Origin of the sequence: Burkholderia sp. SJZ089 (assembly GCF_007828315.1) — a bacterium.
GTDB classification, from domain to species: domain Bacteria; phylum Pseudomonadota; class Gammaproteobacteria; order Burkholderiales; family Burkholderiaceae; genus Burkholderia; species Burkholderia gladioli.
In genome coordinates, this window is the sequence record NZ_VIUM01000016.1 from 113,489 (window position 1) to 129,029 (window position 15,541).

Genomic DNA, 15,541 nt, shown 5'->3' on the forward strand with positions numbered 1-15,541 from the left:
TCCTGCAGGCACGGTGCTAGACTCGCGCCATGAACCTCACCGATCTCGCTGAACTCGCCGGGCGGCAGTTTCCTCGCGCCAACGCCCATCCCAGCCAGTATGTGCAAGCGCTGAAGGGCCTCGGCATCATCCGGCATCAGCGCCCGACCTCGTTCGAGGCCGCGATCTACGAGCCGGTGGTTATCCTGATCCTCCAGGGGCGAAAAGAAACGGTGCTAGGTCTCCAGTCGTATCCCATGCATGCGGGAGAGTGCCTGCTCGTCAGTCACGACCTTCCGGTAATCGCCCGTGTCACGAAGGCCCCGTACCTTGCGCTGATCTTCAACATCGAACTGGATTTGCTGCGCGATCTGTACGAGGCACTGGACGCATCGCGTTTCCCAGCCACGCCATCGCGTTCTCTGGCAGTCCAGTCCTGCGACGCCGAGCTCGTCGATGCGTTTTATCGCTATCTCGCGCTGGCGGGCAGGCCCATCGATACCGAGGTGCTGGGGCCGCTGGTCTCGCGCGAAATCCATTACCGGCTCGCGACGGCGCCGTTCGGGGCAATGCTGCGCGATCTGATTCGCCGCGACAGTCACGCCAGCGCCATCGCGCGTGCGTTAGGGCGACTGCGGCGGGAGTTTCGTTCCTCGGTCGAGATTCCCGAGCTCGCACGCAGCGTGGGGATGAGCCCGTCCTCGTTTCACAAGCATTTCAAGGCGGTCACGGCTTCGTCGCCGCTTCAGTATCGAAAGGGGCTCCAGCTCATGGAGGCACGCCGCTTGTTGCGTGCCGGCATGCTTTCGGTTTCCACGGCGGCATTTGACGTCGGCTACGAAAGCGCCGCGCAGTTCAGCCGTGATTACATGCGTAAATTCGGCATATCGCCGAAACACGACATTCCCGAAGAATGACCTGCGTGCCACGCAGGCTTGTTCCCCACGAGGCTCGAGAGATCGGGGTGACCTGCCTGACGATACACGGCCGGGCGGATCCTGCCGTGGAAAAGACAATCGCGCGGAGATCACGATCTCGAGGAGAGTGGACGAGGGCAAGGGACGGGCACAAGAAGGCGGGCCGGAAAATCGATCCGGTGATGTCGGCGCCGAAGTAGCGTGCCACGGGAAACTGATGCAGGCCGCTTGCGGGCAACCGCGGCGGCCTTTCTTTTTCGACTGCGGCATGCAGCAAGAATCCCGTCGAGACGCCGCCATGTCGGCACGTCGTCAATGAGGTTTGGCGCCCGTGCGCGAGCCGTGCCGCGTGGTTCGATGGTCGCCACGCCATTCGACGCCGGGCGCCTTGCCCGCAGTGCCGGACACATGCCGATCATGCATCGCGCACGAGCAGCGGCGCGACCATGCCGCCTTAAGTGTCGGTTAATTTCCGCGCCCTATCTTTGGCAGCACCGGGCGGGTATTGCATGCGAAAGCCAATCCCGGTGTTGTCTTCCAAGTCGATGTTGTTGAAAGGAGAGTTGAAATGCTGATCCAAAGAAAAAGAAATGCAGCAGCTTGCCTGATGGCGGCAGTCGCTCTATCAATTGGTGTCTTGCCGATTCATTACGCATTTGCTTCGACTTCCGAACCGACTGCCATGAAGCAGGATTTCACGAAGTTGTCCGGCGCCGGAAGCCACGCCATGGACGATGTGAGAGCCGCACGTTCCGCGCTATTCAATGGCGATCCGGATGACGCGGCGCACCTGCTGGCCCAAGCCAAAACCGCGATGAAAGCGGCCGCGTCCGACGATTCGGCATTTCTGCGGGCGGCATCGTCGCTGACCGATGCCGCGGGAAAACACCAAAGCCCGGCAGGTGAGGCGCAGACGGCATGGCTGCCGGTCGCTGGCGACGTGGTGATCCTCGACGATTTCGCCGGCCAGCCGATAAAGGCCAAAGCGGTGGATCACGCCAACGCGGCCCTGAAGAGCGGCGATCGCTCCGCGGCGATCCGCGCGCTCAAGCTGGCCGATGTCAACGTCGATTACACCGTCGACGTGGTGCCGCTGGCAAAGACGGCCACCCGGATCGACCAGGCCTCGGCGTTGCTGGACGCGGGAAAGTATTACGAGGCCGGACAAGTGCTGCGCCAGATACAAGGCAGCGTGCGATTCGATCATCTTGATATCAATGCGGTGCCGCAAGCTGCGAGTCGTGGCTGAGGGCCAGGTTCGCCCCTGGGAGCCGAGCGTTCCGCTGGATTTCCCGTTCGGCGCAAACGAGAAGGAGCAAGCCGACACGCCCCATGCCGGCAGGCTCGGCTCCCGGGATCCCATCGCCTCAGTCGTGTCCATCGAATAGGCGCTCGTATTGGCGTCTGGTCGACACGGGCCATGCCTGGACACGCGTCCTGGATGAAGCACCATGTTGCGAGAGAGACTTGAATCTCATCTGAAATGGGTGATGGAGATTTGCGAGATGCTCGGCCTCATCGTCATCGGCCTCGGCACCGCGATCGCATTGGCGAATCTGGTATGGAGCGTGATCCGAACGGAGCAGGTGACCCTCACCGACCTGCTGCTGATGTTCCTGTTCCTGGAAGTGTTCGCGATGGTCAGTCAATATCTCAAGTCCGGCCAATTACCGGTGCGTTTCCCGCTTTATATCGCGATCGGTTCCATTGCCCGAGACATCATCCTTCGGGCTGCAACGAATACGGAGGCGCATCTGCTTGCCTCGGCACTTGCGGTTGTATTGATGGCGATCGGGGTGCTGGTGATTCGATACGGGCAGTGCAAATTCCCCGGACAATCTTCCGAGCGGAAACTGGACGAGATGGCTTAGACAGGAGCCTGAACCGGGGCGAGGTTCGCCGCGAGACCGGAAGCAATGGCGATTGTCGATCGAGGCATGGAGCCCGTCGGCTCCCGGTTCCTGCTTGTCGCCTAGATCGTCTGCCGGTTGTCGGCCTTGATGCAAGTGGCCACCCATATGGGATTGCCTGGCATTCGGAAACGATTCAGGCAGTGATACAAGCGGCCGGTCCGAAGGTCCAGTCCGAAGACGGAGGTCGCTTCCTTGTCGATGGCGGATGATGAATTCTGACTTGAAAAAACGATATCGGTCGAGGTGTCCTCCACCAGGTGGAAGGTTTCACGGTAGTTCATGGCGCCTGGGTTGCAGGCGATCGCCACCGAATCCTTTTTGTCGATCGAAATCACGACATCTGATATTTCAAAGGCTGAGTTTTTTGAAATATCGTACCCGCAAATATAGGTGGTGGCTGCCCATGGACGAGCCGGAAAGGAAAGGAGCAGAATCGCCGCACTCAAGATGCCGAAGAATATTTTCATTATGATTTTGAAATCATGCTGTTTGTAATCAGTATCCCGAAGCAATCGAATTGGGCTGGGCGGATTATTTGAATGGCATTCCGTATTTGTCAAGCGGCACGAAAAGCGGAACGGTCCGCCCGCCAGGTCGATCGTCACGCGGCGCGACTGGCTCGCCCGCGCGAGGGCCCTTGCCGCTGCAGAAGATGCCTGGTTGGGAACTGACGGGAACCGCTATCGCAAGTTGCCTGGGAAGCGCGGGGAAATCGCCGCGGTGGTCGAGGATGAAGGCCGTGACGCCAGCGGAGATGAGAAATCCGGCGGTGCCTGCAGCGTGACGGGGCGGCAGCATCGCGCACAAGCGTCTACAGGTGCCTTTGAGGCTTGCCGGATAGCGTAGAACAACGAGGCGCGGGGCGTCGCGGTCTCGCACACGGGCCGCATGTCGGGGAAAAGAACGATGAACAGATCGTTGCGCGCGGCGCAGACGGGTGTCGCCGAACTGATTGACCGAACCATGGCGGAGGAGATCGCCGATGCTTTCGTCGTACGGCAGCGCCTGCCGCCTCATATGGCCTCCTCGGCACGCGCTCACGCGCGGAGGTGGTTCGACATGCAGGCGGCCCCCTTCGCAGGCGGGGGCGCCATCACCGTGGCGATGCTCTGGCGCAGCCTGGAGCGCATCTTCATCGTTTCATGACGGGGGCGCCTATCGGTGTTTGAGGCCGGGCCTTACCGATGATTCAGCCTTGCCGTCGAGGCGGACGGGAGGAGCGGTTTACCGGCGCGCCGCCCCCAGTGGCATCAGGACGCCTTCGTCCCGATCATGCTCAAGGCCACCGCCTGCGCCACCTCGATCCCATCGATCGCGGCCGAGTAGATCCCACCCGCATAACCGGCACCTTCACCCGCCGGATACAGCCCCTCGACATTCATGCTCTGATAATCGTCCTTGCGCCGCACGCGAATCGGCGACGAGGTGCGCGTCTCCACGCCGGTCAACACGGCATCGTGCATGGCGAACCCGGCAATCTTCTTGTCGATCTGCGGCAGCGCCTCGCGAATCGCCTCGATCACATAATCCGGCAGCGCGGTGCTGAGGTCGGTCGGGCGCACGCCCGGCTTGTACGACGGCACCACCGAGCCCAGCGAGGTGGACGGCCGGCCGGCGATGAAATCCCCGACCAACTGCCCCGGCGCGTGATAATCGCCGCCGCCCAGCTCGAACGCGCGCGCTTCCCACTTGCGCTGGAACGCGATGCCGGCCATCGGCCCGCCCGGATAATCTTCCGGCGTGATCCCGACCACGATGCCCGCATTCGCATTGCGCTCGGCGCGCGAGTACTGGCTCATGCCGTTGGTCACCACGCGGCCCGGCTCGGAGGTGGCCGCCACCACCGTGCCGCCGGGGCACATGCAGAAACTGTAGACGGCGCGCCCGTTGCTGCAGTGATGCACCACCTTGTAATCGGCCGCGCCCAGCAGCTTGTGGCCCGCGAACTTGCCGAAGCGGCTGCGATCGATCAGCCCTTGCGGGTGCTCGATCCGGAAACCCAGCGAGAACGGCTTCGCCTCGATGAACACGCCGCGATCGTGCAGCATCTGGAAGGTATCGCGCGCGCTGTGGCCCACGGCCAGCACCACGTGATCGCAGCGCAGCGTCTCGCCGTTCGAGAGCTTGAGCGCGCGCACCTTGCCCTGCTCGATCTCGATGTCGTCGACACGCGTTTCGAAGCGCACCTCGCCGCCGAGTTCGTGGATGGTCGCGCGCATCTTCTCCACCATGCTGACCAGGCGGAAGGTGCCGATATGCGGCCGGCTCAGGTACAGGATGTCTTCCGGCGCGCCGGCCTTGACGAACTCGTCCAGCACCTTGCGGCCATAGTGATGCGGATCCTTGATCTGGCTGTACAGCTTGCCGTCCGAGAACGTGCCGGCGCCGCCTTCGCCGAACTGCACATTGGATTCCGGATGCAGCACGCTCTTGCGCCACAGGCCGAAGGTGTCCTTGGTGCGCTCGCGCACGGCCTTGCCGCGTTCGAGGATGATGGGGCGGAATCCCATCTGGGCCAGGAGCAGCCCGGCGAACAGGCCGCAGGGGCCCATGCCGATCACCACCGGGCGCAAGGCCGTGCCGTGCTCGGGCGCCTTGGCGACGAAGTGGTAGCGCATGTCCGGCGTCGGGCCGCAATTCGGCTTGCCGGCAATGCGCTCGAGCGCCGCCGGCTCGTCCTTCACCTCGAGATCGACGATATAGGTCAGCTTGACGTCGGCGCGCTTGCGGGCATCGTGCGCGCGGCGGAACACCGTGTAGCGCAGCGGCTCGTGCGCGGCCACGCCGAGTTCGGCCAGACGCGCGCGAATCGCGTCATCGAGATCGCTCTCGGCATGATTGAGGGGCAGTTTGACTTCGCTTAGCCGTAACATGAGTACTCGAATGCGGTCGCCACGCAGCCGTGGCGATGTTGTGACGTATGTGGGCCGGCATGCCGGTGGCGGCTGGGTTCGCCATCCTGGCATCGGGATGCAAGGCATTCATCGCCGGAAAAACGGTATGCGGGGCTGCACACTGACCAGGCCGGGCGGATTCGGCGCGCCGTCTCGAGGCGCCTGCTGCCGAGGCGTTTTCCCGCTTTGGGGCGATCCGGCTGCGAAAAACGCTCCGGATCCACCCTGGCGGCGCCGGCGGCTGGTCGGTGCGAAAGCCACGCCATGCGGGCGTTGCCGCCCTTATCGTCGAGGCTGGCCAGCATGGAAGGTCCCTATTATAAATGCCGCGCGTGCGTCCGGCTGTCGGACGGCGGCGGGCGCGCATCAGGGCGGGTGACGCCCGGCTCCCGGGCCCTCGCACCGATCACCTCGGCACCTGTTCCCATCCATCCCCAAGCACCCCATGCACCAGACTCCCCGCCCAGCCACACCAGCCGATCGCCAGGCCATCGAGGCAATCGTCCACCAGGCCTACTCGCCCTACATCGCGCGAATGGGCAGGCCACCCGGCCCGATGCTGGACGACTACGCGGCCCTGATCGACGCCGGCCGGGTCCGCGTCGTCGAGACGAACGGCGTCGTCCAGGGCCTGCTCGTGCTGATCCCCGAAGCGGATGCGATGCTGCTGCACAACGTGGCCGTCGCTTCCGCCGCGAGGGGAACGGGGCTCGGACATCACCTGCTGGAATACGCCGAGCAGGCGGCCAGGGCGTCGGGCTACCGCGTCATCCGTCTCTACACGAACGAGACCATGACGGAGAACATCGCGCGCTACACGCGCATCGGCTACGTCGAGACGCACCGCGAGCCGGATGGCATGAAACGCGTCTTCATGAGCAAGCCGCTCACGGCCTGAACTCAGCCGCGCACGAACCAGGTCCGTTTCGCCGAGCCGAGCATGCCGCGATAGACGATCCAGGACACCGCGAAGCTCGCCGGTGCCGACAGCGACTGCGCGGTGCCCGTCATGTTCATCAGCACGAGGCCGGCGAAGGCCCCGGCGAACCACGCGCTCAAGCCGCCCGGATTGAAGGCCGGGACATGCGAATCGCGATACTCGATCGTCTCGCCGACCAGTTCGTCGTAACGGGTCGACAGGATATGCGCGAGCGCGACACCCACCCAGGCGACCACGAAGATGCCCTGGTAGGCGAGTGCCTGGAGGATCTTCGAGAACACGTCGGCCATCATCAGCGCATAGACCACCGCGCCGACCACCAGCGCCCACGCGAACTTCGGCGCGCGCAGCCCGGCCAGCTTGCCGAAGAAGGCCTGCATGTTGATCGCGGCCAGGTAGTAGTTCGCGGTGTTGATGCGCGATTGCGTCACCCACACGAACAGCAGCCCCCAGATGCCCATCAGCTTGAGCAGGGCCAGCACCACCGAGACTTCCGACAAGGTGCCGAGCCCCGGCGTGGTGCTGACCAGGTAGATGCCCACCGCGCCGTTCAGCAGGAAGGTGACCAGGTAGAACGGCATGCCGAAGTTGAAGCGGCCGTGATAGACGGCGTCCTCGCGGCGGCCGAAGCGGGCGTAGTCGAAGGTGAACATCATCAGCACCCAGACGCCCATGTAGTACACGAAGCAGTTCCACCAGCCGTTGGCGGGCACCGCGCCCTTCGGCCCGAAATCGAGCCACGCGGCGTTGTAGCCGTATTCGTGTGTGGTCAGCACCACGGCCGCCAGTAGTCCGAACAGATAGAAGGGCAGCAGCACGCCGTTGAACTTGTCGAGCCAGTGCTGCACGCTGCCGAACACCAGGGGCACGCTGTAGGCCACCACGATCAACGCCGCCCATCGGTAGTCGAGCACGGGAAACAGCGTGTGGGCCGCCACGGCGATCACCGAACCCTCGAACACCGCGTAGTAGATGGCGGTCGCGAAGAAGATCAGGGTGGCGAGCGCCGCGCCCGAACTGCCGAACAGCACGCGTGAGAACAGCGCGACCGACAGCCCGGTACGCACGGCATACCGGCTGATCACCGAGTTGACCAGGCCATAGGCCACCACCGACAGCGCCATCCCGATCAGCGCGTTGCGCGCGCCATAACCGAGCGCCAGGGTTGCACCCACGACGATATAGAACACCGCGCTGCACACGGCCCACCAGGCCATGGTGAGCGAGAACGCCGGCATGCGGGCCTGCTCCGGAATCGCGGCGATCGATAGATCGAGATCGCCCGCGGCGGCTTCCTGTTTCAGATTGGCCATCGAACTGCTCCTCAATACACAAGGGATGTGGAAAGGGCCGCGCCGCGAGCCAGGGAGGAGATCGGCCGCGACGTTGCCGGAACGACGTGCAGGACTTGCCGCGCGCGCCTCGAACGAACGCGACGCTTCGCGCGCGATGCTGGACATCGCGCGAACGATCGGGAACCGGGTGTTGGACGAGCGCGGCGGCGAGCAGGGCGCGCTGCCCGTCGCGGCCGCGTCGTCGTGCTAGCGCAGCAGCACTTCGCGCAGGCGGGCCAGCCGCAGTTGCGCGTCGCGCCGGGCGGCCAGCGCCTGGGACATCGTCACGGAAACGAAACGCGCCTGGTGGTTCGGCTGCATCTGGCCGATCAGGTCGAGGTCGGCGCTGATCACCGTGCCGATGGTCGCGTAGCCGCCGCCGGAGACGGCATCGCGATGCAGGATGATCGGCTCGAGGCCGGCCGGTACCTGGATCGAGCCGATCGGATAACAGGCGTCGACGATGTTCGACGGATCGGCGCCGGCGCCGAACGGCTGCTCGCGCGGCCGGAAGGCGAGCGGGCGGCCCTGCTTGTAGCGATAGCCGATGCGGTCGGCCTCGGGAGCGACGGTCCAGCTGTCCTCGAAGAAGGTCCGGGCGGATTCGTCGGTGAGCCGGTGGTGATAGAGGCCCGGCAGCACGCGCAGCGCCACCTCGCGCGCCAGCGGCGTGCGCAGGCGCCCGGGCAGCTCGGTGCCTTCGCGCGCCGGCCCGCGATCGCGGCCGATGGCGAGCTGGTCGCCCTTCTGCAGGCGCCGCCCCTGGTGGCCGCCGAAGGCCCCCAGCGCATAGGTCGAGCGGCTGCCGAGCACCACCGGCACGTCGATGCCGCCGGCCACGGCCAGGCAGGCGCGCGCGCCGCCCTTCACGTATTCGAAGCTCAGCGTGCTGCCCGCCTTGATGCGCAGCGCCACGTTGCAGGCCTGGAGCACGCCGTCGATCTTCGGCTGCATGTCGGCGCCGGTCACGGCGATCAGCGCCTCGGCATGGAACAGCAGTTGCGGGCCGAGCAGAGTGCATTCGAGCGCCGCGGCGCTTTCGTGGTTGCCGACCAGCAGGTTGGCCGCGCGCAGCGCGTATTGGTCGAGCGCGCCGGAAGGCGGGATGCCGACGCGGTAATAACCGGGCCGGCCGGTATCCTGCACCGAGGTGGCGAGTCCGGGCTTGACGACCTCGATGGCGGGGCGGGAGTCAGTCGGCATGGAGCACCTCGACCAATGAACGGTTGTACGCGTCCTGATCGCGCAGGAAGGATTCGAGCGAGAAGTTCACCTCGCGCACGCGCAGAGAGAAGCTGCCCGCTTCCACGGCGGCCACGGCCTCGTCGTAGGCGGCGCGGTCGATCGGCTTGAACTTGACGATGTCGCCGGGGCGGAAGAACACCATGAAGTCGCGCAGGTAGTCGAGCCGCTGCTCGGGATCGAAGATCGGCGCCGGGGTGACGCCGAACATCTGGTAGCCGCCCGCGCCGCGCACCGAGTAGATGCAGCCGAAGCAGCCGCCATGGCCGACCGTCAGCTTCGGCGTGTCGGTCCTCGGCCGCACGTACTTGGGCACCTGCAACTGCCGCTCGCGCTCGACCATCTGGAACATGAAGGGCAGGCCCGCCACGAAACCCACCATCGACACGAACCAGGGCGAACCGGAATGCGCGGCGATGAACTCGTCGACATCGCGCTTGCCGTTGATCCGCGCCGCGTATTCCAGGTCGGTCGAATCCGGGTCCTGGTGGCGCTCGCGAAAGCGCATCAGCGTCTCGTGGGTCCAGGGATCGTTGTACAGCACCGGGATCTCGATGATGCGGGTGGCGATCTCCAGTTGCGCGTCGCCGGTTTCCGCCTCGATCTGCTTGAGCAGGGCCAGCAGCGCCTCGGGATCGATGAGGTCCGGATCGTAGCGAACCTGGTAGGAGGCATTGGCCGGGCAGATGTCGACGATGCCGGGCACCGCGCGCCGTTGCAGCTCGCGCGTGATCGCGGTGCCCTTGAAGAAGGCGTCGAGCGACATCTCCTCGCTGATCTCGACGAAGATGAATTCGTCGCCGCCGAAGGTGTAGCGCGTGGTCATGCGGCCTCCTCGCGAGGCTCGGCAGCGGCGGCGAGCCGCTCGCGCCAGGCCGGGATCCAGGCTTCCAGGAAATTCGTGTGATAGTGCCCGGCGCGCACGTCGGGGTCGGCCAGCAGGGCGCGATGCAGTTGCGCGGTGGTCTTCACGCCGCCGACATGCAGCTCCGCGAGCGCGCGCTCGAGCCTCGCCAGCGCGGCAGGCCGGCTCTCGTCGGCGACGATCAGCTTGGCCAGCAGCGAGTCGTAGAACGGCGGCACCGTGCAGCCCTGGAACAGCATCGAGTCGATGCGCACGCCGGGGCCGGTCGGCCAGGCGAGTTCGTCGATGCGGCCCGGGCCGGGCCGGAAGTCCTGTACAGGGTCTTCCGCGTTGATCCGGCATTCGATCGCCGCGCCGCGCGCCACGATCTGGTCCTGGCTCAGGCGCAGGGGCTCGCCGTCGGCGATGCGCAGGGTTTCGCGCAGGAGATCGACGCCGGTGATCGCCTCGGTGACCGGGTGCTCGACCTGGATGCGCGTGTTCATCTCGATGAAATAGAACTCGCCGCGCGTCTCGTCGAACAGATATTCGAGCGTGCCCGCGCTGCGATAGGCGACCTGGCGCGCGAGCCGCGTGGCCGAGGCGCACAGCGCCTGGCGCAGTTCCGGCGTGAGCGAGGGCGAGGGCGCCTCCTCCATGATCTTCTGGCGGCGCCGCTGCAGCGAGCATTCGCGCTCGAACAGATGCACCACCTCGCGGCCGTCGCCGAGTACCTGCACCTCGATATGGCGGGCCCGCGCGATGAAGCGCTCCAGGTACACGCCGCCGTTGCCGAAGGCGGCCTGCGCCTCGCGCTGCGCCAGCGGCAGCTCGGCGTCGAGCTGGGCCGCGTCGTGCGCGACGCGGATGCCGCGACCGCCGCCGCCGGCCGCGGCCTTGATCATGATCGGGTAACCGATTCTTTCTGCGATCCCGCGTGCCTCGTCGAGCGACAGCACCACGCCGTTGCTGCCTGGCACGGTCGGCACGCCGGCGCGCTGCGCGGTTTCGCGGGCCTTGGCCTTGTCGCCCATGGTGGCGATCACGGCCGGCGAGGGGCCGACGAAGACCAGCCCGGCCGCCTCGACCTGGGCCGCGAAGTCCGCGTTCTCCGACAAGAAGCCGTAGCCGGGATGGATCGCGTCGGCGCCGCATTGTTGCGCGGCGGCGAGGATGGCCGCCGGATTCAGGTAGCTCTTGGCCGCGTGCGAGGAGCCGATGGGGATCGCCTCGTCGGCCAGGCGCGCCGCCAGGCTGTCGCGATCGGCATCGCTGACCACCGCCACGGCGCGCATGCCGAGTTCGTGTGCCGCGCGGATCACGCGCACGGCGATCTCGCCGCGATTGGCGACCAGCACGGTGCGGATCCGTTTCGGTCGATAGAAGGCCGCGCCGGCGGCGCTGTCGTGGGAAGGTTTCGACGGGTTCATCATGCTCAGGCCTCGATGCGCATCAGGACCTGGCCGGCATCGACCGGTTCGCCGTCCTCGGCCAGGATTTCCGCGATGCGGCCCGCCGCGCCCGCCTCGACGTCGTTGAACTGCTTCATCACCTCGACCAGTCCCACCACCGTGTCGCTGTCGACCGGCGTGCCGACCTCGACATAGGGCGCGGCGTCCGGCGAGGCGCGCCGATAGAAGGTGCCGGGCAGGGGGCTGACGATCTCGTGTTGTGCCATCTCGGTAGTCCTCATCGATATTCGGGGCGCGCGGTTCAGCGCGCGACGGGGTAGCTCGGCGCCGCCACCCGGATGTCGTGCGCCGTGAGCGCCGCGCGCGTGGCCTCGACCAGTTGCAGCGCGCCGGGCGTGTCGCTGTGGATGCAGACCGAATCGAAGTCGATCTCGATGTCCTCGCCGTCGACCGTCGCGACGCACCCCTCGACGCAGGCGCGCAGCACCTTGGCGGCCACCTGCGTGGGGTCGAGCCGGCCCACCCGGCGCGTGAAGACGATCGAGCCGCTGCGGTCGTAGTCGCGGTCGGCGTAGAACTCGCGCACCACCGGCTGGCCGAGTTCGCGGGCGATCCGGTAGGTCACCGAGGCTTCCATGCAATACAGCAGCAAGGTCGGGTCGAGCCGCTGCAGCGTCTCCACCAGCAGGCGCGACAGGTTCTCGTCGCGCGCGGCCAGCATGTAGAGCGCGCCGTGAGGCTTGACGTGCTGCACGCTCACGTCGTGCAGGCGCGCGAATTCACGCAGCGCGCCGAGCTGGAACACGATGTCGTTGACCAGCGTCTGCGGCGTCTCGGTGAGCGTGCGGCGGCCGAAGCCGACCAGATCGCGAAAGCCCGGATGCGCGCCCACGCCGACGCCCGCCTGGCGGGCGAGCTGCACGGTGCGCGCCATGATGTTGGGATCGCCGGCGTGGAAGCCGGTGGCGATATTGGCCGAGCTGATGAGCGGCATGATCTCCTCGTCGACGCCATCGCCGACGGTCCATACCCCAAAGCCTTCCCCCATGTCGGAGTTCAGGTCGACGCGGTGTTTCTTCATGCTGGCGTTCTCCTCGATGCGGGGCGAGGACGCGGCCGGCAAGCCGCGTTCACCCCATCGAGAAGCACAGTAGCCGCTGGCCGCCGGTCAAAATAGTTCTATTTTTATATGGCACCGTATCTGTTTTTCAGATGGGGTGGGCGCCGCCGGAATGCGTGAAAATCGGCGCGGAGCCGGTCGCCAGGGGCGTATCGACAGGCTCGCACCCGATGGATTTTGGTGGGAATAAGATATCGGCCATCTCGATATCGATTTTTCGGATGATTGCCATGGCCCTGACGCTGCGCCAGCTGAAGTATTTCGTCGCGACCGCCGAACTCGGCCAGATCTCCCAGGCGGCGATTCAACTGACGATTTCGCAGTCGGCGGTCACCAACGCGATCAAGGAGCTGGAGGACAGCCTCGGCACCCAGCTCTTCATGCGTACCGCGACGGGCGTGACCCTCACCACCACGGGGCGCCGCTTCCTCAACCAGGCCTACACGATCCTCGCCTCGGTCGACGAGGCGATGCGCATCCCGAACCTGGAAAGCACGCTGAGCGGCACGCTCACGCTGGCCGCCAGCTACACGGTGCTCGGCTATTTCCTGCCGCATCACCTGCAGCGCATGAGCACCCTGTATCCGCGCCTGAACATCCAGCTGCACGAGCTCAATCGCGAGTCGATCGAGGAAGGCCTGATCACCGATCGCTACGACATGGCCGTGCTGCTGACCTCCAACGTCGCGAATCCGGAGCTGATGCTCGAGCCGGTGATTCATTCGCCGCGGCGTCTCTGGCTGTGCGCGCAGCATCCGCTGCTCAAGCGCGAGAACGTCACGCTCGCCGACGTGGCGGCCGAACCCTTCGTGATGCTGACCGTCGACGAGGCCGCCTACACGGCCCTGCGCTACTGGAACGAAACGCCTTACCGGCCGAACGTGAAGCTGCGCACGTCCTCGGTCGAGGCGGTGCGCAGCATGGTGGCGAACGGCAGCGGCGTGGCGATCCTGTCGGACATGGTGTATCGGCCCTGGTCGCTGGAAGGGCGGCGCATCGAGACCATGCAGCTGCGCGATCCGGTGCCGCCGATGAGCGTGGGGCTCGCCTGGCGCCGCAACGCCGAGCTGAGCCCGGCGATGCTGGCCGTGCGCGAGTATTTCCGGCACACCTTCATGGAGCCGCGCCCGTTGACGGGCGGCGCCTGAGACCGGGGAGGGCGATGTTCCGGCGCTATCATGGCCGCTCGCGTCACCGTCGTCCGGCAAGCAGCGGGAGCGCGCGTTTATCCGGCCGAGTAGCGGTAATGGCGATAACCGTCCGCCTCGTGGGTGAACGCGAAGCCGGCGGTTTCATACAGCTGCCGGGCGGGGTTGTCGGCCTTCACGCCGAGCACCAGTTCGAGCGGGCCGTGCGAGCGGGCGTCCGCGATATAGGCGTCGAGCAGCTTGCGCGCGACACCGCGACGCCGATGCGCCTCGACGACATGGATCGAGGCAAGCACGGCCTGCTCGCCGTGGCGTTCCCAGAAGCAATAGCCGATCGGCGTGCCCTGCTGCTGCGCCACATACATGAAGGGCAGGCCGCGGATCCACTGGCGCAGATGCGCGCCCATGGCCCGGCGCCAGCCGGCTTCCTGTTCGGGTTCGATGGCCAGGATATAGGACAGCTCGCCTTCGTAAAGCAATGGCAGGTCGTCCACGCGCGCGCGGCGAATCGAGTAGGGCTGGTCCGGCGCTTGGCTGTCGATGGGATGACTGGTCATGAGGTTCAAGGAGGGTTCATGGATGTACGAACCGCCATTGAACCGGAATTCGTCACAGGAAAACAAATAATCCATGCGTGCCCGGCCAATCGGCGGTGCTGCCGCGCCGTCCTCTCGCGAGCCCGCCCAATGCTGTGCATACTGCATCTCTCGTCTCGAAAAATGTATGTCATGCATGATGCTCTGCGCCGTCTCGACCTGAACCTGCTGCTCGTGCTCGACGCGCTGCACCGCCATCGCAGCGTGGCGGCGGCCGCCGACGAGCTGGCCCTGAGCGCCTCGGCCTGCAGCCACGCGTTGTCGCGCCTGCGCACGCGCTTCAACGACGAGCTGTTCGTGCGCTACGGCAGCGCGATGCAGCCCACGGCCCTGGCCGACCAGATCGCGCCGGCCGTCTGCGACGCGCTGCGCCTGCTGTCGGACCACCTCGGCGCGGCCGGCCCGTTCGTGCCCGCCAGCAGCACCCAGGTGTTCACGCTGGCGGCCACCGATTTCACGGCCTTCGCGGTACTGCCGGGCTTGATGGCGCGCCTGCAGGCGCTGGCGCCCGAGCTGCGGGTGAACGTCGTGTATTCGAGCCATCGCGATGCCCTGGAGGATCTCGCTGCCGGCCGCGCGCATTTCGCGCTCGGATTCTCCGACGAGGAAGGGCCTTCCGGCGAGGGCGTCGAGTCCTTCGCCTGCTACACCGACGACTATGTGGTCGTCGCGCGCCAGCCGCATCCGCGCATCGCGGGTTCGCTCCCGCTCGACACCTACCTGGCGGAGAAACACGTGGCGGTGCTGCCCTGGGCGAGTTCGGGCAGCATCATCGATGCGGTGCTGGCGCGCGGCGGACATCGGCGCCAGGTCGCCGTCTGCCTGCCGAGCGTGCTGGCCGCGCCCTTCATCGTCGCGAACACGGAGCTGCTGCTCACCTTGCCGCGTCGCGCGGCCGAGGCCTTGAGCCGGGCCACGTCGCTGTCGCTGTTCCCGACGCCGTTCGCGAGCCCCGACTACACCCTGCGCGTGTATTTCCACGCTCGGCATGCCGGCACACCCGCGCATGCCTGGATGCGCGAGCAACTGCGGCAGGCGCTGGAGGCGGCGAATCCCTCGCTGCCCGCGAAGCTACGGAAAAAGCGGCGCGGAACCTGAGGCTCGGCCGAGCGGCAAACTGCATGGCATACAGCCGCCCATGAAGAAGTTTCAGCGCGCGGTTTGCCCCGGCGCCCTATGATCGCGTGCTTGGAATCGATTGG

At 66.1% G+C, this 15,541-nt stretch carries 17 protein-coding genes; 7 read left to right on the forward strand and 10 right to left on the reverse strand.

The window, feature by feature from the left end:
* Window positions 1-29 precede the first annotated feature (29 nt).
* The 3 genes from FB600_RS26895 (at window position 30) to FB600_RS26905 (ending at window position 2,767) form a co-directional block, all read left to right on the forward strand.
* Window positions 30-896 (forward strand): AraC family transcriptional regulator, encoded by an 867-nt coding sequence (locus tag FB600_RS26895; protein ID WP_098153846.1) that lies wholly within the window; start codon window positions 30-32, stop codon window positions 894-896.
* 568 nt (window positions 897-1,464) lie between these two features.
* On the forward strand, window positions 1,465-2,145 hold the full coding sequence (locus FB600_RS26900) for a YfdX family protein (RefSeq protein WP_098181771.1): 681 nt from the start codon (window positions 1,465-1,467) through the stop codon (window positions 2,143-2,145).
* Window positions 2,146-2,347: 202 nt separating this feature from the next.
* Window positions 2,348-2,767: a phosphate-starvation-inducible protein PsiE gene (locus tag FB600_RS26905; protein ID WP_145757675.1), complete on the forward strand. Its 420-nt coding sequence runs from the start codon at window positions 2,348-2,350 to the stop codon at window positions 2,765-2,767.
* A 101-nt stretch (window positions 2,768-2,868) separates the two neighbouring features.
* Here the strand turns inward: FB600_RS26905 and FB600_RS26910 are convergent, their stop codons facing one another.
* On the reverse strand, window positions 2,869-3,414 hold the full coding sequence (locus FB600_RS26910) for a hypothetical protein (protein WP_261383473.1): 546 nt from the start codon (window positions 3,412-3,414) through the stop codon (window positions 2,869-2,871).
* A 301-nt stretch (window positions 3,415-3,715) separates the two neighbouring features.
* Here FB600_RS26910 and FB600_RS26915 point away from each other — a divergent pair, with 301 nt between their 5' ends.
* Window positions 3,716-3,955 carry a hypothetical protein gene (locus tag FB600_RS26915; protein ID WP_127841032.1) on the forward strand — a complete coding sequence of 80 codons (240 nt, stop codon included), beginning with the start codon at window positions 3,716-3,718 and terminating at the stop codon, window positions 3,953-3,955.
* Window positions 3,956-4,059: 104 nt separating this feature from the next.
* On the opposite strand, the gene FB600_RS26920 is transcribed toward FB600_RS26915, so the two are convergent.
* Window positions 4,060-5,682, reverse strand: coding sequence for an NAD(P)/FAD-dependent oxidoreductase (locus FB600_RS26920; RefSeq protein ID WP_096748551.1), 1,623 nt, complete (start codon window positions 5,680-5,682; stop codon window positions 4,060-4,062).
* A gap of 466 nt (window positions 5,683-6,148) precedes the next feature.
* Between FB600_RS26920 and FB600_RS26925 the strand changes: the two genes are divergently transcribed.
* Complete coding sequence (locus FB600_RS26925) at window positions 6,149-6,601, forward strand: GNAT family N-acetyltransferase (protein WP_096748552.1); 453 nt, start codon at window positions 6,149-6,151, stop codon at window positions 6,599-6,601.
* A gap of 2 nt (window positions 6,602-6,603) precedes the next feature.
* Here the strand turns inward: FB600_RS26925 and FB600_RS26930 are convergent, their stop codons facing one another.
* The 7 genes from FB600_RS26930 to FB600_RS37330 form a co-directional block, all read right to left on the reverse strand.
* Window positions 6,604-7,956, reverse strand: a complete 1,353-nt coding sequence (locus tag FB600_RS26930; RefSeq protein ID WP_046580827.1) for a purine-cytosine permease family protein — start codon at window positions 7,954-7,956, stop codon at window positions 6,604-6,606.
* Window positions 7,957-8,184: 228 nt separating this feature from the next.
* Window positions 8,185-9,180 (reverse strand): biotin-dependent carboxyltransferase family protein, encoded by a 996-nt coding sequence (locus FB600_RS26935; protein ID WP_145757676.1) that lies wholly within the window; start codon window positions 9,178-9,180, stop codon window positions 8,185-8,187.
* Entirely contained in the window at window positions 9,170-10,045 is an 876-nt protein-coding gene (locus FB600_RS26940) for a 5-oxoprolinase subunit B family protein (RefSeq protein WP_096748554.1), read from the reverse strand. The genes FB600_RS26935 and FB600_RS26940 overlap by 11 nt, the downstream gene beginning before the upstream one ends.
* Window positions 10,042-11,493: an acetyl-CoA carboxylase biotin carboxylase subunit gene (locus FB600_RS26945; protein ID WP_145757693.1), complete on the reverse strand. Its 1,452-nt coding sequence runs from the start codon at window positions 11,491-11,493 to the stop codon at window positions 10,042-10,044. The genes FB600_RS26940 and FB600_RS26945 overlap by 4 nt, the downstream gene beginning before the upstream one ends.
* A gap of 5 nt (window positions 11,494-11,498) precedes the next feature.
* On the reverse strand, window positions 11,499-11,741 hold the full coding sequence (locus tag FB600_RS26950; RefSeq protein ID WP_013698639.1) for an acetyl-CoA carboxylase: 243 nt from the start codon (window positions 11,739-11,741) through the stop codon (window positions 11,499-11,501).
* A gap of 35 nt (window positions 11,742-11,776) precedes the next feature.
* Window positions 11,777-12,556, reverse strand: coding sequence for a 5-oxoprolinase subunit PxpA (locus FB600_RS26955; RefSeq protein ID WP_145757677.1), 780 nt, complete (start codon window positions 12,554-12,556; stop codon window positions 11,777-11,779).
* Between the two features lie 127 nt (window positions 12,557-12,683).
* Entirely contained in the window at window positions 12,684-12,827 is a 144-nt protein-coding gene (locus tag FB600_RS37330) for a hypothetical protein (RefSeq protein ID WP_160292944.1), read from the reverse strand.
* Here FB600_RS37330 and FB600_RS26960 point away from each other — a divergent pair.
* The gene (locus tag FB600_RS26960; RefSeq protein ID WP_013698637.1) at window positions 12,826-13,743 is read left to right on the forward strand and encodes a LysR family transcriptional regulator; all 918 of its coding nucleotides are present in this window, start codon (window positions 12,826-12,828) and stop codon (window positions 13,741-13,743) included. The two genes, FB600_RS37330 and FB600_RS26960, sit on opposite strands and share 2 nt — an antisense overlap.
* A 77-nt stretch (window positions 13,744-13,820) precedes the next feature.
* Here FB600_RS26960 and FB600_RS26965 read toward each other — a convergent pair whose 3' ends face one another.
* Complete coding sequence (locus tag FB600_RS26965) at window positions 13,821-14,531, reverse strand: GNAT family N-acetyltransferase (RefSeq protein ID WP_261383474.1); 711 nt, start codon at window positions 14,529-14,531, stop codon at window positions 13,821-13,823.
* Between FB600_RS26965 and FB600_RS26970 the strand changes: the two genes are divergently transcribed.
* Window positions 14,472-15,437: a LysR family transcriptional regulator gene (locus tag FB600_RS26970; protein WP_227742935.1), complete on the forward strand. Its 966-nt coding sequence runs from the start codon at window positions 14,472-14,474 to the stop codon at window positions 15,435-15,437. The two genes, FB600_RS26965 and FB600_RS26970, sit on opposite strands and share 60 nt — an antisense overlap.
* Window positions 15,438-15,541 lie beyond the last annotated feature (104 nt).